15 protein-coding genes are annotated in these 19,026 nt (G+C 36.6%); all 15 read right to left on the reverse strand.

All coding sequences use genetic code 11. From position 1 onward, the window contains the following. Positions 1 to 16: 16 nt before the first annotated feature. Positions 17 to 1,174: a glycosyltransferase gene (locus tag AC2JBO_RS07320; RefSeq protein WP_496952969.1), complete on the reverse strand. Its 1,158-nt coding sequence runs from the start codon at positions 1,172 to 1,174 to the stop codon at positions 17 to 19. A 6-nt stretch (positions 1,175 to 1,180) separates the two neighbouring features. Then, on the reverse strand, positions 1,181 to 2,464 hold the full coding sequence (locus AC2JBO_RS07325) for a hypothetical protein (RefSeq protein WP_496952970.1): 1,284 nt from the start codon (positions 2,462 to 2,464) through the stop codon (positions 1,181 to 1,183). 17 nt (positions 2,465 to 2,481) lie between these two features. Continuing rightward, complete coding sequence (locus AC2JBO_RS07330) at positions 2,482 to 3,687, reverse strand: glycosyltransferase family 4 protein (protein ID WP_496952971.1); 1,206 nt, start codon at positions 3,685 to 3,687, stop codon at positions 2,482 to 2,484. Between the two features lie 24 nt (positions 3,688 to 3,711). Beyond that, on the reverse strand, positions 3,712 to 4,836 hold the full coding sequence (locus tag AC2JBO_RS07335; RefSeq protein WP_496952972.1) for a glycosyltransferase: 1,125 nt from the start codon (positions 4,834 to 4,836) through the stop codon (positions 3,712 to 3,714). 41 nt (positions 4,837 to 4,877) lie between these two features. After that, positions 4,878 to 6,065 (reverse strand): glycosyltransferase family 4 protein, encoded by a 1,188-nt coding sequence (locus AC2JBO_RS07340; protein ID WP_496952973.1) that lies wholly within the window; start codon positions 6,063 to 6,065, stop codon positions 4,878 to 4,880. Beyond that, the gene (locus AC2JBO_RS07345; RefSeq protein WP_496952974.1) at positions 6,065 to 6,997 is read right to left on the reverse strand and encodes a glycosyltransferase; all 933 of its coding nucleotides are present in this window, start codon (positions 6,995 to 6,997) and stop codon (positions 6,065 to 6,067) included. The genes AC2JBO_RS07340 and AC2JBO_RS07345 overlap by 1 nt, the downstream gene beginning before the upstream one ends. Before the next feature lie 34 nt (positions 6,998 to 7,031). After that, complete coding sequence (locus AC2JBO_RS07350; RefSeq protein ID WP_496952975.1) at positions 7,032 to 7,844, reverse strand: FkbM family methyltransferase; 813 nt, start codon at positions 7,842 to 7,844, stop codon at positions 7,032 to 7,034. Between the two features lie 38 nt (positions 7,845 to 7,882). Next, on the reverse strand, positions 7,883 to 9,676 hold the full coding sequence (locus AC2JBO_RS07355) for an ABC transporter ATP-binding protein (protein WP_496952976.1): 1,794 nt from the start codon (positions 9,674 to 9,676) through the stop codon (positions 7,883 to 7,885). Between the two features lie 204 nt (positions 9,677 to 9,880). Further along, the gene (locus AC2JBO_RS07360) at positions 9,881 to 11,422 is read right to left on the reverse strand and encodes a hypothetical protein (protein ID WP_496952977.1); all 1,542 of its coding nucleotides are present in this window, start codon (positions 11,420 to 11,422) and stop codon (positions 9,881 to 9,883) included. Positions 11,423 to 11,470: 48 nt separating this feature from the next. Continuing rightward, positions 11,471 to 12,421, reverse strand: coding sequence for a hypothetical protein (locus tag AC2JBO_RS07365; RefSeq protein ID WP_496952978.1), 951 nt, complete (start codon positions 12,419 to 12,421; stop codon positions 11,471 to 11,473). Between the two features lie 138 nt (positions 12,422 to 12,559). After that, positions 12,560 to 14,824, reverse strand: a complete 2,265-nt coding sequence (locus AC2JBO_RS07370; RefSeq protein ID WP_496952979.1) for a N,N-dimethylformamidase beta subunit family domain-containing protein — start codon at positions 14,822 to 14,824, stop codon at positions 12,560 to 12,562. Between the two features lie 70 nt (positions 14,825 to 14,894). After that, positions 14,895 to 16,082 (reverse strand): DUF7453 family protein, encoded by a 1,188-nt coding sequence (locus AC2JBO_RS07375; protein WP_496952980.1) that lies wholly within the window; start codon positions 16,080 to 16,082, stop codon positions 14,895 to 14,897. 202 nt (positions 16,083 to 16,284) lie between these two features. Continuing rightward, on the reverse strand, positions 16,285 to 17,181 hold the full coding sequence (locus AC2JBO_RS07380) for a class I SAM-dependent methyltransferase (protein WP_496952981.1): 897 nt from the start codon (positions 17,179 to 17,181) through the stop codon (positions 16,285 to 16,287). A 5-nt stretch (positions 17,182 to 17,186) separates the two neighbouring features. Further along, positions 17,187 to 17,939 (reverse strand): glycosyltransferase family 2 protein, encoded by a 753-nt coding sequence (locus tag AC2JBO_RS07385; protein ID WP_496952982.1) that lies wholly within the window; start codon positions 17,937 to 17,939, stop codon positions 17,187 to 17,189. Positions 17,940 to 17,994: 55 nt separating this feature from the next. Beyond that, the coding region (locus AC2JBO_RS07390; protein ID WP_496952983.1) for an FAD-dependent oxidoreductase at positions 17,995 to 19,026 on the reverse strand (1,032 nt) is incomplete at its 5' end.

Consider the following 19,026-nt stretch of genomic DNA (forward strand, 5'->3'; position numbering starts at 1 on the left):
TCTAAATCAAGGAGTATTACATACAATCTGAATGTGTAGTTTTTAATGCATATTTTGTAGCTTGTATCAAACTATTTGCAAAATAATCAGGCGACATTGTTTGGATATGTTTTAGTGATGCTTGTCCAAGCTTTTCTAAATTTATTTCTTGGGAGCAGACTTTAAGCATTAAATCTGTTAATTCTTGGCGATTAGTAGGGTCAAAACCAAAACCATTGACACCTTCAATCACTAAATCTTCAAAACAACCACAGCGCTTAGAAACAATGACTGGTAATCCTGCTGCCATTGCTTCATTTACTACTAATCCCCATTGTTCCTGAGTACTTGCGTGAATAAAACAACCTGCGTGAGCAAAATAAGGTAGAAGTTCATCTTGCTGAAGAAAACCTGGAAGATGAACGTTATTTTTTAACCCAAGGTTGCTAATATGCTGTTCAATTTGGGAATGTAGTTCTCCATCACCACAAACAACTAAATCCCAAATCTTCTCACTACTATCATCGGCTAAAAGTCTATAATTTGCATAAGAATCAATTAAAAATAATAAATTTTTCTTTGGAATAAACCTATTTATGGCTAGGAAATACGGTTTGTTAGAAAGTTTTGTGAGATATTTAATTTTGTTGGGACTAAACGTATCATTTCCAACTACATCATAGCCTAAAAAAATTGATTCAGAAGGCATACCTAATTTCATTAAATACCGCTTGTGTGGTTTTCCTCCAACCAAAGCTGATTTATATTTTCTGACAATCCAACCTTTGATAATTTCTCGCCACCAAACGCGCGGAGTATCATCTTCTGTAGTTTCCGAAAGAAGAATAGGTGCTTTATTGTGCCAAAGACACCAAGCAAGAGCTATTAACATTGGTGGTTGAAAATAACCAGCAATTGCAACGGCGCTGGGATTGACTTGATTGAGAGTCTGATATACTCTAAATAGTAATCTAATAAGACTTGTTTTCTCTAAGGTTTTATCTTGAATTAAGGAAATCACCGGACAACCCAACTCATTAATTTTTGTTGTCCAAGGATATTCTTCTTGAGAGCGTGCTAATTCGATAGCAGTAATCTGTTCGGGAAGTATGTGTGGATTTTTTAATAATCCTTCAACTCTAGCAATATGATAAGGACCATAGCTAGAAAATAAGATTCCAATACTAATATCCATTGACTATTATATAAAATTATTAATTTTATTAGTTGTTCTTTGATATTTAACTTGAGAGTAGTAAGCAACCAAACTTACAAAAAAAACTTGAAATATAGCTTCTTGAAAAAATCTTCCGATGCCATGTGTTAAAGCTAACATTGCTGGACTAACTAGCCCCATATAAAGTAACCTACTAATAGTACTCTTGATATAAAACGATGATATCCAAAGATTTTTAAATATGTATCCTATTAGGAAAAAACATAAGCATCCCCAGTAACCAAACTCCATAAAAGAATCTCCTATTCCAGTAATTGTCGTGCCTTGAGGCATCTTATAACCGTATAAGCTACTGAGTAGATCAAAATTTAAAACTTTAAATTGGAGAGATTCTTTAAATTCATAGCCTACAATTTGCCCTGGTACATATTGAAATATAATCGCATCCCACCATCCAGTCCCAAACCCATATTTATTTGTTTGAGAAACCACATCTATTAATAGTGCTGCATTTCTTAGTTCTAAAATATCTCCTTTTTGTTGTGAGTTAAATGCTTGTTGAGCTAAAGACAATAATTCTTGCCAGTTGCCACTAAAAACTAAATTCCAAAAACCACCTCGTAACAAACCAAATAAAGGAATTAGAAAAGTAACTGATAGTAGACCTGCGACAACTATCCATCTAGGAGGTATATAACGACGAACTAAGAATAATGAAAGACCAACAATAATTATAAATGTCATCGTGACTTGTCGGCGCCCTACCATAACGATGGATAATATTGGCAAGCTGGAGATAACCGTACAAATAACACTAGGAATTGTAGGGCGTTTGAGAGTTTGTAAAAAAAAGATAGCAAAAGCAATATTAATAACTTGAGCAAAAAAGAGAAATATAGTAGCTGGACCTGTCCAATTACCATTTGTTGCTGATGTTTGGACAGTTATACGAGAAAGTAGAAAATTAAAGAAGTAACCTTGAGCCATTAGAGCAACACCTGCTCTAAATAACTTACGTTCATCAATATAAATATTCAGCTTATATAACCATTTTTTTTGTGGTTTAAATTGATAACCTATCCAACAGGTAGTAGCACAAAGACATGATATAAATAATAGCCGCTCTAATGCTTCTGGACTAACTTGTCCTGGTTTATCAATTAATGAAAATACTTGAGGTAAAACAAATGAAATAAACATAATACCCATAAAAAATGGGTACTGATAAATTCGTTCTACCTTAATTACTCCCCAGATTAGCAAACCTAAACAAATTATAATTAACAAATCTTTATATAATTCAATCATTACTATAACAATTACTTCTATAGGAAAAATATAAGTTTATCTCGGAAATTTTTCCATGAAAAACCTTCAGCGCAGTGCCTAGCTTTTTTACGTATTTCAGGATATGCAGAAAGTTTATATGCTAAATGCTCTAGCTTGTAGGTCAGTTCTTCAATATTAGCAACTTCCGTAAGGAAAATACCATCTTCCTCACCACCCAAGTCAGGTAGGCAAGTATTGGCTGTACCGAGTACAGGACAACCATAACTGAGAGCTTCCAAAAAAACTTGACCAAACCCTTCTACTAAGGAAGGCATCACAAAAAGAGAACTAGTTTCATATAATTTTTGTAAGTTTTGTGCATTTGTGCCTCGAATTAGACTAACTTGAGGTGTCTCACGTATGAGAGACTCAATACCTGGGTCTACTTTTCTGCAAACCAGTATTAGCTGGCTGTGTTGAGGTAAATTAGCTTGGCGCCATGCATAAAGCAAGTGATGTAAACCTTTGCGCTGAATTCCAGAGCCGACAAAAAGGGCTTGAAAACTATCTATATTATGGTTTTCGAGTGGCTTTGTAGGTAAGTCAATACCATAAGGAATTACCTTACAATAACTAGGTTCTCCTCCTACTTCTAATAAAGTTTTCCGTGTGAAACTACTCGCACACAAAATTAAATCTGCCTGTTTCCAACAGTCTCTAACTCTTTTTTGTAAGTGAGATGGTAGTTTGTTTCCAGTTTCTTCTTCATAAGATTTCTGTACCATTGGAAATTTTTGTAGGTCATTTGTCAATATTTTATTTTCCGCTTCTGAATGCGGATGAAATTGGAATAATATTTTTCGAGGGTTATGTTGATATGTTGAGTTAAATGCTTCCCAAGCATAAGGAGAATAAAGAAGTAAATTACTTTTGTTTTTCCTTGCTTGTAATGCAGCGGCATGAGCAAAGTTTGAATCCAATAAGCCAAAAGTAGCAGCAGTAGAATACTTTAGAGTATGTCGAGTATGTTCAAGTAAAGTTGTGTCCCATAGACATTTTACTTTCTTTGTCGGAATGCCAGTTTCTAAACGAAAATCTATTTTATTTTGCCATTTCATCGGCAAATATTTAGATAATTTCTGAATAATAGGAACTGCATAAAAATCAGTAATAAATAAATCTAGTAAACCTTTCTCAGCCAATGCTAGTGGTACTTGATAATTATCTCGGCGCCCTCGAAATGCACAAACATATGAATTCATATTAATTAATGCTCTTTATTTAAGTTAATTACATAATTTCAATAGCAGATTCTCCAGAGTCTGAGCGCGGACTTGCCAAATGTGTCCTAGAGCAAATTCTAATTGCTTTAAGCTTTTCTCATAAGCTAATGCTTCTTCCAAAAAAACTAACTTTCTAATCTGGGCAATTGCATTTTCTACAGTGCTAAAAGTCTGAATCCATTCTGGATATAAGCGACACTCTGGAATATTTGTACTTAATACTGGGCGCCCGCTAGCAATTCCATCCATAATCTTGGTGGGACAGGCCGCTTGGTTAAAGGGATGCTCTACTAAATAAGGTATCCAATTTACAGCAAAAGACCAGTAATACTGAGCTACTTGATCGGCTAGAACTTTGCCAACATGACGAACATTCGCTAATGCCAGTACAGCTTCGCGTTGTTGCAACCAACCTTTTTCATCTGTGGTTCCATCTCTACCACCTACAAATACAAATGTGATATCGGGACAAGCTTGAGCAACCTGATAAATTAATTTCCAATCTAAGCGATTACCTAAATTCCCAACATAACCTACAGTCATTGGTTGCGGAGGTTTCTCTGGTTGCTGATTAAGATAAGTATCAACAAAACCATGTGGAAAATGATGGATAACATCAGCCATATGGGCATAGCGCTTCTGAAATGTCAAGGTTTGGAACTGAGAAGCGCACAAAGTTATTGCAGCACGTTCAATTAGTTCAGTTTCCTGCTGTTGGATTTGCTGCTGCCGTTCTGGTCGATAAAGCAGGTAATCATCAAAGTTATAATAAATTAATCTTTCTGAAGATACTTGACGCAGCCAAGGAGCAAGATATGGATAAGAAGCAATAACCCAAGGTTGTTCACCAGAAAGTCTTTCAAGTTGCTGACACCAATATTTAATTAACTGTTGTAAATAAAATCTAAATAGTATTTCTAATTTTCCTGCATAGCCAGTTGGCATAACTCGGAACGTTTGCTGTAAAAGTGCTGGAGCAGTTCTAATTGACCAAGTTGGACGCAATAGCTCATGAGTTCGCCAATCATAAAATTCGACCGCGTGAGTATGATAATGTTGCCCGAGTGCTTCTGCCAAACCATAAACCCAAGGACTATTGGCGCCTAAAAATAAAAAACTCTTCCCCATAAATTAATTTTCACCAACTTTTTACCAATTTTATGCCAACTTTACCAACCACGCATATCTCGCAACCAGTAACCAAGAAAAGGTGATTTGCCAATAAATTGTCGAATTAGAGAACGAATACTACTCGGTAAAAGCTGAAAGCGACGTAATGGGACTTGAAAATTTACAGGCTCTTGTCCATGCTTGTTTCTTTGAATTGATTTAGCCTTAGAAATTTCATCAACTAAAGCCTCATAATTATTCCACATTACACTTTCGTCAAAGTCATATCGCGCACGCTTCATGACAGCACTGGCATAAGCCTGATAATTATCACAAGCGTTCAATACTTGTTTTGCAAGGGTTTCGATATTACCCAGTGGTGCAAAGAATCCTGTTTGTGCTGTGACTATTTCTTTTGTACCTGTATCAACATTCCATGCAACTGGTACACATCCCATACTCATTGCTTCAATTGTTGCCATCCCGAATGGTTCAACGCGACTCAGCATTAATAAAACTTTGGCTTTGGCTGCAGTTGTAAAAATTATTTCACGTTTAACGTACCCATATACGTAAATTTGCTGTGAATTGGGTAACTCCTTGATTTTATTTCTAAAATCGGGTGCCACATTCCCAAACCAGTGAAGTTTACCCCCAAAATCTAATTTAACTAGCTGTTTCCATAACTTTAGAACGTCAAAAGCTCCCTTTGTCGGGTTGTCACCACCAAGAAATATTAGCTCATCTTGCCTAATAATATCTAAACTTGGTATTTGCGGGAAAACACAACCATTACAAATTACATGCAGTTTATGGGATTGTTTGAGTTGATCTCGGAATTTACTCGCTACAGTTTCAGAGACGGCAACAATAGCTTCTAAATTATCTGAGTTTTCCACAGCTTGGCGCCAGTAACCAGGGGCTGTATCGTGAACTACGTAAACAGCTTTTATACTTGAAGGTAGATAAGGAATAATCGGGTCGAATTCTTCACAGGCATTAAAAAAAAGCACATCCTGCGGATTTTCTTCCAGCCATTGCAATAATACTTTAGGCGTTTTAGGTGCCGAACTATACAAATTTAGAGATATAACTTGAAAATCATAATTATCACTTATCCAAGAAGGTGGTAGAAGCATAAGCATTGTTGTTTCATATCCAGCTTGTGCAGCTTGACGACAACAAGATAAAGCAACAGGGGATATCCCACCACTATTATCACTTGGTAATAGCCAACAAAGTCTCATTATTTTTGTAATGTTCGTAATTTTTGTAATACTAATGATTGTCCTATTTTCCGCATTGCAATTCTTGTTGGACTTAAATAATGCCCACAGTAGTGTATAAAACTACACGTATCTTCATTATAAAGGCGTCCTGTGTTATATTCGTTGTCCGGTAACATTACTGTAGCACCTCGACTAACCAATGCTGCTGTAATAGTTTGTTCGGCATAATGGCAATAACTAGGATAAGCTGGTGTAGAAAGCCATTTTTCTATAGTATTCAAATCCATTGTTTGATGGTTAATTACACAAAAGCCAGCACAGAAATATGGTAAAATATCGACTCCAAAATATTGTTTAATTTGTTCTTTGGAAATACTATAAGGATAAGGTTGCGGGTCTTTTGCAAAAACATTTACAGACTCGTTGCTATCTACTAACGTGCGTAAACTGTGTAGTGTTTTTAAAGCTAGACAGTCAGTATCAAGTAGAATGACTTTTTGCGAGTGTGAAAGTAAAAAAGCATCAATAAGCTTGGCGCCAAATACATTAATTTCCCTAAATTGCTGACAGTATTTTAAGGATAGCGCTTCTAATTTAGGCACCACTATTTCATCACGTTGTTGCCTGGTAAATATTTTAGCTTGGGGTAAGTGCTTGTGCATTTTTTGAATTACATCGTCTGTGACGCTCGTATCAGCGTGAATAATCAAACTAATAGGGGCTTGGTAATTATAAGTAAACGATTTAGCTGCATATAATAAATCTACATAGTGTTTTGCTCCCGTGAGCATGTGAACCTCAATGACATCAGTTGTACCGTAGCTTGCTGTAATAACTGGTGCTGTTTTCTCAATATCTATAGCACGTCTCCATGAATAGTAGTAGTGTGGAAACAAATACCAAAACTGTCCAGTTTGGAGTGTTTTCAGCAAAACTGAAATTTGCTTCATAAATTAATATTTGAAATAAGTACCTATGTGTTCTTTATCTAACTAATAAAACATCTGCACGGTCATTAATATCATTAGGTAATGCCCATTCTTGCCAGATGTTATCTTTCCATACATATTTTTTGTAATTTCCCATTTGTGCTACTTCAAAGACCATTTCGGCAGATTTGGGAGAAATTTCTATGATAGAAGTTCTAACTCTTCTTTGCTCAAATAAATTAAGACCTCCACGAAGTACCTCCTCTTCATGACCTTCAACATCAATTTTTAAACAATCTATCTCTCCTGTGTCCGTTAAAGCTGCAATTTCAGCTAATGTAATAGACTCTACTATTAAATCATCATCACTTTGAGGATGGTTACTCACAGTATGATATGTACAATACTTAGGATGTCGATTTAAAAATATTTTTTTGGGATTTTCGCTGACTGCATAGTTTAGTCTCTTTAAATTGATATTACGCTTTATAGATGCTTCTTCAGTCCATGAAGAAGATTGAAAATTTGTTGGGTCTGGTTCGATTAATAATAAAGATGAATCTGGTGGTAAATAAGCTATGGCAATTCCTGAAAAATAACCAATATTGGCGCCGATATCTACAAAGCTTTTACTTGACGGAGCATTCGCAATAATCCAATTTTTAATATGCATTTCATGAGACTGAAGAAGATAGCCAAACAGATGAGGGTCGAATGAAATATCCATCACAACATCTGAGCTAATATGAATAGAACGATTATAGGGAAATAGTTTGCTATCTAAACGAGATAAAGTTTGAGTTCCATGTCTTTGCGTCAACGTTAGTAAAAAATTATAAAGTGGAGGAAGAAAAGAAGGGTAAATCATAGTGAATTGTGAAACTACTGAAATGAAATATCTAAAAGTTATTGATATTTATATTTATATAAGGAATAATACATTCCTTGAATTGCCATAAGTTCTTGATGTGTACCTTGCTCTACTAATTTACCATCTTTAATAACCACAATTTTATCAGCTTTTTCAATTGTTGAGAGACGATGAGCTATAACAATTACAGTACGATCTCTACTAACAGCTTCGATTGCCTGTTGCACTATTCTTTCGGAATTAGAGTCTAATGCACTTGTTGCTTCATCAAGAATTAAGATATCAGGATTGCATAAAATTGCCCTTGCTATTGCAATACGCTGTCGTTGACCACCTGAAAGTCTTGTCCCACGATTGCCAACTATCGTGTTAAACCCTTGAGGTAAATCTTGAATAAACTCGTAAGCATACGCTTGTTTTGCTGCTGCAATAATTTCTGCATCTGTTGCATCAGGACAACCATATGCAATATTCTCACGAACTGAGACATCGAATAAAAATGTGTCTTGACTCACCATTGCAATTGCACTTCTGAAAGAACCTATTTGTAAATCTCTTATATTAATTTCGTCAACGCAAATACTTCCATTTTGGGGATCATAAAACCGCATGATTAAATCAACTAATGTTGATTTGCCACTTCCTGATGACCCAACAATCGCAGTTGTTTTACCTTTAACTATTTCAAAGTTAATATTATGCAGAGTCGCTTCAGCTTGATTTGGGTAAGTAAATGTTACACTTTGAAAGGCTAGCTGTGAGTTTAATTTTTGGTAACGCTTTTGACCATCGGGCAATTTTAAATTCTCGGTATTATATAAAAAACCTTGAATTGCTTCATAGTAACCTTTAAACAAATATATTTGTGAGCGTAAACTATTTAAAACCGTAACTTTTGGTAGAATTCGCATTAAAGTTACTGTAAAAGTTAATAATATTGGCAAAGTTGAATTTGTAGGGGTTAAAAGCAAGTTTGCACCAATTAATATTATTATAAGTAAAATTGATATTCCGATTGTCTCCGTTACAGGAGCGCTAGCACTATAATACTTTAATCCTTTTAAATCAGCATCATATCTATTTTGTAACGACTCTTCTGCACGCTTTAACTCGCGCGCTTCTGCATGAAATGATTTTACGACTCGAATCCCAGTTATTATCTCAGTAACTAACGTCGAGAAAGCTTCGATTGCAATCGCAGCTTTACGACTATAAACTTGTAAATTTCGGTTTAATGCTCGTAGTGGAAGGAAAACTATCGATAAAGTAACTAGGGCAAAAATAGTTAGAAACGGGGAAAGGACAATTAAAAAACATAACAAAAAACCAATGATTAATACATTACGAATCACTTCTAGATATAGAGAAAATAGTAGCTCACTGCGTTGTGACTGTTCGTTAATGTGGCTTAATAACTCACCTAAGTTTTTTCTGGTATAAAATGGTATTTCTAACTCTAAGATACGGACAACGCACTTTCTTCGTAGCAATGTGCCGCTACGGAGCATAAAGTCATATATACTGATGCTCGATAAGTAGGCAAATATATTTTTGGTGATTGTTAAGCATAATAATGCTATGACAATAGCCAACAATTGCCACTTATGAGGAAAGTTAGTATGAAAAGTCAGTATCGGTTTTAAAAAGCTAGATTCAATACTGCTATGATTTTGATTTCCGCTTAATGCCTGAGTTAGAGGTAATATGAGCGCAGTGCTAAGAACCTCTAAAACAGACAAAATAGTAGCTAGAACCAAAGATATTATTGCTAAATACTGATGAGGTTTAACAAATTCATATAGCGATAAAAAGGTACTACTGTGAGACAAAAATATACTTCTTAGAACATTTGTTATAATACTTTTTATCATGCGCTATTTTTTTGTAAATTTCCAATACGATTTATTAGATTTGAAGTGTAATTAGATGGCGTTTGTTTTTTGAGTAACATTGACAAATCGCTTACATTCATGTCGAAACAAATTTATATTAGCAAATAGTTTATCGTTCTACAAACCAATGACACTAATAACCTAAAGACGCACAATTTGCCAATGAAAGTCATTTGGTTCAAAACGTAATTTCAGAGCATCAGGATTGTTGGTGGGGTAAACGGCATAGGGATCTTGTCGAAGCCAATTAAAATTAATTAATATTTTACAACACAACCTACCACTCTTAGCTTTTAAGGAATTAGTAAGAGACCAGTCCTCCCACATATCAAACCCTAATGTCGCTGGCATTGTAGGCCAAGCTGACCTAATATCAGGGTTAAAGTCTATTTTAATGCTACCACTAATATTGTTTGCAGCTAAAAATGTGGCTAAAGCATCTTGACGCATCACCTCATAACGATATACCCCTACTACTAACCAAGTAGTGCTAATACCAAACAAAGCTAAAGTCATTAAGATTGCTATAAATCTTCGCGAAATTTGAAATCGAGGCTCAAAAAAATTACGCCAAATCCAACCAAACATTAATAACATCAGTGGAATTAAAGCATACTTTTTACGAGTATCTATTGTATATCCGCCAGCAAGCGCGTATATAAAAGAAGCTCCAAGCAATAAACCAACGATATAGAAAAGTAATTTATAGTCTAACTTAGTCGTGGATAATTGTATTTTATCTTGCCGCAAGAATGTAATTAAGCTCATAATTAAAATGCACAATAAAAACAAAAATAACAATATTTTACTTAAGTTCCATGAGAAAAATATTAAGTTCCGTGTGTTCGCATTAAACCAGGGTTGAAATATATAAAGATTTGTGTATTGATAATAATATGTTGATAAAACAGACCCTGGATTTATTTTAGTAGTTCTACCAAGAGTGGAACTAATGACACTGGTGTTAACAGTTAATTTAAATAATACAAGATAAATTAAACTAGCCAAAGCCGGGGCGAACCCAGAAATTTTATTTCTAACATTATTAATCCAATATTTAGAGTAAAATTTTATTTCTTTTTCGTCAATCCAAACAATTAAACCACTTACTATAAATGCAAAAACACTGTTTTCATAATTCAAATTAGCTATCAATGTTAAACAAAAGCTAATACAAAAAACACAAGTTTGAATTTTTCTATTTTGAGAAAAAGTAAGTAATAATAATAAATTTGCCCAAAATATGGTAGTTGTTAACAATATTACATATCCAGCAACCTGTACTATTGATTGATATCCCCACGGAAAAATTCCCATCACTAATGCTAGAGTTAATGATAGTTTTGTACTTTTAAGTAGAATTTGACAGACTCTAAAAAACAAACAAACTGTAAGAATATGTGTAAAGACTGCAAGGAAAGAACATAAAATTGGGTGATTTGTGTTAAAACCGTTAATAATTTGACCAAGAACGCGCAGAACTCCCCAACCAGATGCGAACCAGTTTTCTAAATAGGTATATAGCCCGTTTTTTAAAGTAAGTGTAAAAGGATAGTCATCGACTATTAATGGACTTCCACCAAGTACAGGAAACCATGCTGCTAGTACAGCAGCTATGAGAATAATGTAAGGAGTAACAACTGTCAGATTATGTCTTTGCAATTTAAAAGGATTTTTGAACATAAATATTTCATTTTCTTTGTTAATAAGGTCTATTAGTCACCTAAGTTTTTACGAAGGAGTAAATGCAATCTTATCTACCGCAAGTTTTCTCACAAATGTCATTTGGGCAGTTTTTAAATCAACAGTGAAAATGGAATTAGTTCCTTCATATTGAGGGTCTGCAAGTGCAAACAATTGACCTGAAGGAGAAAATGCTAGGCTTGCTACATCATTTTGCAAAGGACGTTTGTTGATATTGAGTTCTGCCACTTTAACAATAAATGATCTACCTGTCAGAAGAGATTTTTGCTCTAAATCTATCTCAACTAGAATTGGAACATTTTCAGAGCCAATATAGGTCGCATAAATTTTTCTATCTACTGGAGATTGCGTTAGATTATTTAATCGTTCGTTCTGTGCTATTTCTGGTAAACCTAAGCTTGCATCAGAATTGATTTGACCTGAATTAATATCAATAAACCCTAGTATAAAAGGCGGTCTACCTCCTTCAAGACTAACAACACCAATAATCTGCTTATCTTTTTCGTCTTGTAGGGTACTTACTAACAAGCTTTCAATTGTACTCTGCTTTTTAATTTTTTTGATTTTTAAACCTTTGTTTTTAGAAGAGTTTTTACCTTGACCATAGAATACAAGCCGACTGAAATCGCCTTGCTTGGTCGCTGCCACAGTAGCAATAATAAATGTACCGTTGGCATTGATGCTAAAACCTGTTATTCGCTCACTAGGTTTTTTGATTGTTATAGCTTTATTTGTGATTTCAGTAGAATCGTTCTTATTATCAACGGTTATTGCTGGAACTGTAAGATTTGGCAAATCAACATTAGACGTTAAAGATGCCAAATTTATTTGCTGTAAAATTATTTCTGGAGTATTATCCGCCGCTGTACTATCAGCTAAATCTTCCGTAATTTTCTTACTGGCTAGGGTAAGACTTACACCGAAAAGAGATGACGACGAATTCTGTGCAGCGCTCTTCCCTGCAAGGTTACTCAGCAAAGTAGCGGTAGCGCTAGCAATTGCTAATTGACCAAATCTTCTACGTCTTAGTCTCAAATGCATATACCTACTCCTACTAGACTTGGAAAAAGCAAAATGAAATTTTTGGGTTTGTGAACAAATTTGACATTTTTGAGCTTATGGTACAACTATGTTTCCGTCTGGAGTTTGAGGTTTAGCTCCCATATTCGCAAAGATATTGATGGCTATTTGTTTAGCACGTCGGTCTTCAAGGTTTGTGCTACTACCACTGGTATCCAACCCAAACATCCAATGAATTGAACCTACGGCAAATACCTTAGCACCACTGGCTGCAGTGTACCTGACTGCGTTTGAGACTTGAGTATTTGTTCCCGGAGGAAGATCTGTGTCAAGATTAGCCGGATTAACCGACGATTGAGCTAGAACGACTAGATTACTGGGAGTAGAGCCATTGTTAACAACTGCATCCCATTCATAGCCTATTAATTGGCTTAATGTATCACCATTTTTTAAATTAGTATTGGCGTAATATGGATCGCTACTATTAGTAACAACAAAGTCGAAACCGGAGTATGAGGGACTATTTAAATTACTTCCACCGGTGTTATACATGTCTGTTTTTTCACCTGTATACATTACTCCTAGCAATGCATTTTCTGGTCGATTAATTAGTCGGAATTTATTTGTTGAACTCACTGGATCTTGAGCATCCTTATAACAGGCAATTATCCGATTTGAAATTCCTGTAGTCGAATTTTCATATCTGATGCGCCAATAACAAGTATTCGCTGAGAAAAATGCCAAGTTGACAGGTGGGCTTGCATCTCGGGCTTGCTCAACAGCATCACGTTCTTCCGTTGACCAATACTCATCGTGACCCGCAGACAGGTATACTTTGTGCTGGCGTATTAACGATGGATTATTTTTAATATCTACGTTAGTGACATATGTCACGTCATAGCCTTGGGATTCCAACCAGCGTGCCATATGGCGTTGGTGACGAATCAAATTGTCATAATGCCATGCAAAGGAAATAGTAGTCTCAGCAAATGGTCGATCGTAGGAAACTTTGAAGGCTCTTTGACCATTATTACTATTCCATGTGTAAAGGCTGTAACCACCAAGATTATTATAAGCTTGGAATGTATTAAAGCAGCTTATAAAAACAATATCAGAGATACTGCTATCATCCCGCACAACAAACCACACAGCTGTCTGCTTACCAGTGGCTTGGTCAGTCAACTTACCAATATATAAACCACTAACCCAGTCAGACCCCACTGCTAATGTGTAAGAAGTTGACCAGTTACACTCTACTAAGCGGGTATTACTATCAAAATTACATGCAGGCTGAGTAATTCCATTGATAGAACCACTGCTAAATATTAGTCGCCCTCCTTGACCTCCGTAGTAACCTAAACGGTACACATTAAGTGTAAATTGTCCTGGCTGTGCCAAGGAAACTTTAACTTGCAACGAAGCACCTTTATTTACACTGGTTGCATTCGCATAAGCAGCAATTTCATTGTCAGTATAGTTGGAAATCTGCCAATCTGTAGTACCAGATTTCTGGTTTTCTAAATAAATTGCATTCGGATTTGCTGGTATGGATCTAGCAGTGAAGCTGACACTACCTACGCTAGAGACAGTGGCTGTCACACTTGTCACACTGTTCACATTTCCTAACGTCAACGTTGTACTTGCTTGACCGTTGGCATTTGTAACTACACTAGTAGGCGAAACCGAACCACCACCACTGGTAACTGCAAAGTTGACTGTGACGCCTGATTGAGGATTGCCAGCACCATTTTTCACTTGAACAACTAATGGATTAGGTAAGGCAGTCCCCACTGCACCAGTTTGATTGTCACCACTAACCTTAGTAATAGTAGAAACTGGTTGGGCTATGAATACGATATCACGATAGTAATTGCTGTTACGGTAGGAATTTGTTGGAAAAGAACCTAGACTTCCATATACCCCGTTGTTACCGTCAGCAATCGAACCGAGATCCCCATTTACAATTGAGTTTGCTAATTCGTTTTGGCTAACAACGTAATGGTTATTGATGTTGACGCTCACAACATAGGTTGTGTTGGCTTGAATATTCAATGGTGAACTTAGAGACTTTTGTTGCCAACCAGATGCCGTCTCATTGGTGAAAGTAACACTTGCTAGCACCGTATTACCTGTTGCTGTCCAGATTTTACCAGTATGAGTACCAGTTTCACTAGGGGCTTTCCAGTACCGGATTGCAGTAATTTGACCCGGTTGGGCACTTTTGAATTTCATGCCCAGTTCATAGCTAGTACCAGCATCAGTAACATCTAGGTAATTTGGTACCTGGTTTGTTAAGAGGGTCTGATTAGGCTGCGCTTGAGCAATGATTACTGGTTCATCATCATGAATTTTCTTACTCATATAGTTAATTTCTGGTTTTAGTGGGAAGATTCATCTCAAACATATTCAAGTAGGATGAGTTTGGCCGCCCCTACTTCTTGTGTAGAAAAACACTACCCAATGCACCTACTGCTAACAGTCCCAACATAGAAGTAGGCTCAACAACGGATACTAGGGGATCTGGCTGTAACTCGGCGCGAAATATACCCTTAGTGCCGTCTGTGAGTTCGGCATAGAAGGCTAGCTGATTGCGATCGTTGATTCCTTTGTTGGAGAAAAACAGGTTTTTTACTGTAGAACTAAAGAGGGGATCACCAGCAGCAATCACCTTATCGGTAACTGGGTTTGCTCCTGTGAAGATGCCAAAACCTCCAGCATCTAAAGCAGCCCAGAATGCGACATTGCCATTGTTGTTGATTGCAGTATCTTGAAAAAAGCTATAGGGACTGCTGTCACCGATGTCCGCAATCGCAATAGTTTTAATTCCTTCATCATTTACAGTAAAAATGCCCTCGCGCGCCATCTCCTTTAGCACACCCTTAAAGACTATGGTGCCTGCATTATTGATGGTGGGGTTGAAGAGGAAGTTGTAGGGACTGCTACGACCAGTGTCAGCAATGACGATTGCGTTTTTGTTGCTGACTTTATACATGACACGTCCTCCCGTATCTGGGCTAGCTGAGAAAGCTACAGTGCCTGTGTCATTGATCGTCGGTTTGTCGAAGAAGCTCAATCCCTTGATGTCGGCAGTAGTGGAGGTTTCTTCTTCACTATTGACAAAAATACTAGAGTCCCCTGTCTTCAGTGTTCCTGAGAAGGCCACAGTACCTTTATTGTTAATTGCAGGGTCTCCCAAAACATTGAAGTTATCACTACTAGCAATGATGTTATTTGCTGCTCCACTGTCACTACTAGTAACAATGGCAATGCCTCCCGTCTTAAGAGACGCCTTGAAGCTAACAAGACCTGCGTCGTTGATTGTGGGGTTGGAGAATAAGCTAAAGGGACTGTCAGGATTTGTGTTAGCAATATTGGTCAGTGTCTCGCCATTACCGATGAATATACTAGTAGCTTTTCCATCTGCATCTAAGTTGTTAGAGAGGACTACGGTACCCTGATTGTTGATTGCAGGGTAGAATCCGAAATTATTAAACAGGGCATCGTTTGTATCGGCAATTTTCGTGAACTTGAAAGCGGTGGCAAAAGCCTTGCTTGTGTTACCCCAGTTCAAGAAAAGACAGACCAATATTGCAACGAAGAAATTGTTGAGTGCAGACATGAGTAATTGTAATTCCTTAATAATTTTTAAAGGCTATATCGAACGAATATAAGTATAATTTATACTCTTTAAGGTATATAATTATTCTATAATTCTTTTTTACACAGTAATTAAAAATCTTAAGGAAAGCTTCAGTGTTTGTACTTATTTAAATTAGCCGTATGAACTTAGCTTGTAGTTGAAGAATGCTTATTTCCCACTACTATTCTTCACGTTTTCTGGCAATCACCATCATTTCACCAATGTAAAGGGGTATCGAACGATCACGTAGTTCTTTGGGAACAACACGCGATACAAAGTTCATGATTTGATAAATGAAAGGGTTGAATTCTTTAAACAAGTTGAGCGAATACGACCAAGTGAGGTGCTTGTAAGTTCGTCCAATATGAATTACATCGAACCCCAAGTTTGAAAGTAGTTTGCGAATAGTTGCTGGAGTGTAATAATATAAGTGCTGATAGGGAATGTAAAAGTACCAGTTTTTGCCCATAAGCTTGCTAATTAAGCTACCTACATTGGGAACAATAAATACAGATGTACCTCCAGAAACGAGCAACTTGCGAACTTGCTGTAAGTAGTCAATAGGGTCAAGAACATGTTCGAGTACATCAAAAGACGTGATGGTATCGTAAGTATAACCGGGCACATAGTCTTCAATAGTAGAGCAGAAAATTTGTCTACCCAACTGCCGACCTGTGGCAACAGCTACTTCTGAAATATCAATACCTTCAGCATTTAAACCCTTCAAGCGAGCGGTTTCCACAAATTGACCGTCAGCACAGCCAACATCTAACCATCGACCGGGACGACAATAAGGTAGAACTTCCTTTAGGCGGCGCCTAGCTCGCAGTTGCTTCATCTCGGTAGGTTCAACTTGCAGCTTGTAAAGACCTCCCGCATAAGCATCATCGTAGTATTTCTTGAGTTCTTGAAGACTTGGCTTTGGATGAATTGTCTCAAGACTGCAAGATTTGCAAACCCAAAAGTCTTGTCCTCCTTTTGCAAACAGCCAGCCAAAAAGCTGATTTCCGCAAACAGGACATTCAGGTATATTCTTAACCTTTTTTTTGCCAACGCTAGAACGTATTAAAATATCCATATTATTTACCTAAATATCAAAACTCTATGTACTAACAACAGCCTGAGTGTTTGAAAAACAGTTTTAAGCACTTTCATTTTGCTTGCTGTTGGTTTTTGGTCATATCTCAACACCATCGGTACTTCAGCAATCTTTGGTTTGAGAACTTTTGATTTCAGCAGTAAATCCACCATACAGGCAAACCCACTCTCAGTGAATAAAGCTTCCCCATAACGGTCATAAAGTTTATGCAAAAAAGAAGCTCTGTATACGCGGAAACCACAAGTATAATCTCTAACACCTTTTAAATGAACCGCGATTCTAAACAAAAAGCTGGCTCCGTAACTCATAAGCATTCTAAACCCGGATAAACCTATGACCTTCGCACCTTTTTGATACCGAGATGCAATGACTATATCATAATCGCCAGAAAGTATTGTTTCATACATCTTGATGAGAAGCTCTGGAGGTTGAGTGTTGTCGCAATCCATACTTGCCAAAAAATCACCTTCATGAGAGATCTTCAAGAAAGTCGTAATACCAGTTTTAATTGCTTTACCCAAACCACCATTTTTGGGATGTTGCACCAAATTGAGAAATATACCAAGTGATTTAGATTGTTCTAAAGCAGTGTTAACTGTTCTATCAGTACTGCCATCATCAACAAGAATCAATTCTAGGTCAATGTTAGATGTTTTTTGCAGTTCTTGAAATCTTTTGAACAAGGGTGGAATTGATGCTTGTTCGTTGTATGCTGGTAAAAGGATAAAAAGAGTCATAAAATTTGCTCGCTTAAGTTTTTCAATGCTCTGAAAGTCTAAAGGGCGGGAACTCTTAACTAATTTGAGTCCTTTGATTTGAGTTAACGGAATTTTCCCATTCCCTTTCAATACACAATCCCGATTTTTCTAGGAATTCTTCAACGTGCCTGACTACGGCATTATTATTAACATTGTCTTTAACAAACTGTGAAGTATTAAGAACGAAAAAATCTTTGTGTTCATTCGTTACTCTTGGAACCATGCTGGAGTAGTTCAATACCAGTAATGGTTGAACTTTAAAAGCTCGATTAATTTGCGCCGACACAATATCATCGGTTTTTAATTGTGGAAATATTAAACGCAATCCTTTAAAAAATAGCTGCTGCAACTCATCATCCGTTTGTTTCAATAAAGGGTCATCGGATAGTACGTATTTTGGTAAGTACGTGATGTGTAGTCCCGCTGTCTCTTCTAAAGAAACTAAGTTACTCATACCGACGATACCCGTAAAAGGAATACGCTGGTCGGCAATATTTACAACATAGTAAGGCACTAATGGTTTGCGAGTAATCAGTACCATACAGACAATACCTAAATATTCCACCGTGTTACTATCACCTTTAACCCTGATTAATTCAGGAGCGGCAACACGTTGTAGAATATTTACAGGTCCAGTAAAAACTACTTTATCAAAATGTTCTTTTTTGCCATTGCATTCAACCCACATTCCACCGCTAGGATGTGGCGCAATGTGTTCAACTGCAACACCAGTACGTATATCACCACCCGCATGATAAATTAGTTTTTCTAAACGGTCAAATACAGTCTTGTAACCGCCAACAACATAACCTAGTTGTTCTTTATGTAACGAGGAGTCACGAGCTGAAAAAAGTCTTTTGATATACGACCAAATAAAAACAGCACTAACGCGCCTATAGCTCTCTCCAAGTTTAGCTAAAAGGACGGGCTTCCACATCTTTTGATATGTACTTTTTCCAGAGAGCTTTAAAAGCCAATCTTCAACTCGAATTTTCTCTAAGCGCCCCCAGTTATTAATGCGTGAACCATATAACAAAGTAAAAGCTAATCTAATTTTTCCTAACAA

Source organism: Calothrix sp. CBUCES-K 9914 (assembly GCF_059640475.1).

Bases quoted from the DNA above. Each gene is read 5' to 3' on its own strand.
- AC2JBO_RS07320 (WP_496952969.1), bottom strand. From the start codon at position 1,174: ATGGATATTAGTATTGGAATCTTATTTTCTAGCTATGGTCCTTATCAT.
- AC2JBO_RS07335 (WP_496952972.1), bottom strand. From the start codon at position 4,836: ATGGGGAAGAGTTTTTTATTTTTAGGCGCCAATAGTCCTTGGGTTTAT.
- AC2JBO_RS07350 (WP_496952975.1), bottom strand. From the start codon at position 7,844: ATGATTTACCCTTCTTTTCTTCCTCCACTTTATAATTTTTTACTAACG.
- AC2JBO_RS07370 (WP_496952979.1), bottom strand. From the start codon at position 14,824: ATGAGTAAGAAAATTCATGATGATGAACCAGTAATCATTGCTCAAGCG.
- AC2JBO_RS07375 (WP_496952980.1), bottom strand. From the start codon at position 16,082: ATGTCTGCACTCAACAATTTCTTCGTTGCAATATTGGTCTGTCTTTTC.
- AC2JBO_RS07340 (WP_496952973.1), bottom strand. From the start codon at position 6,065: ATGAGACTTTGTTGGCTATTACCAAGTGATAATAGTGGTGGGATATCC.
- AC2JBO_RS07330 (WP_496952971.1), bottom strand. From the start codon at position 3,687: ATGAATTCATATGTTTGTGCATTTCGAGGGCGCCGAGATAATTATCAA.
- AC2JBO_RS07385 (WP_496952982.1), bottom strand. From the start codon at position 17,939: ATGACTCTTTTTATCCTTTTACCAGCATACAACGAACAAGCATCAATT.
- AC2JBO_RS07345 (WP_496952974.1), bottom strand. From the start codon at position 6,997: ATGAAGCAAATTTCAGTTTTGCTGAAAACACTCCAAACTGGACAGTTT.
- AC2JBO_RS07360 (WP_496952977.1), bottom strand. From the start codon at position 11,422: ATGTTCAAAAATCCTTTTAAATTGCAAAGACATAATCTGACAGTTGTT.
- AC2JBO_RS07325 (WP_496952970.1), bottom strand. From the start codon at position 2,464: ATGATTGAATTATATAAAGATTTGTTAATTATAATTTGTTTAGGTTTG.
- AC2JBO_RS07380 (WP_496952981.1), bottom strand. From the start codon at position 17,181: ATGGATATTTTAATACGTTCTAGCGTTGGCAAAAAAAAGGTTAAGAAT.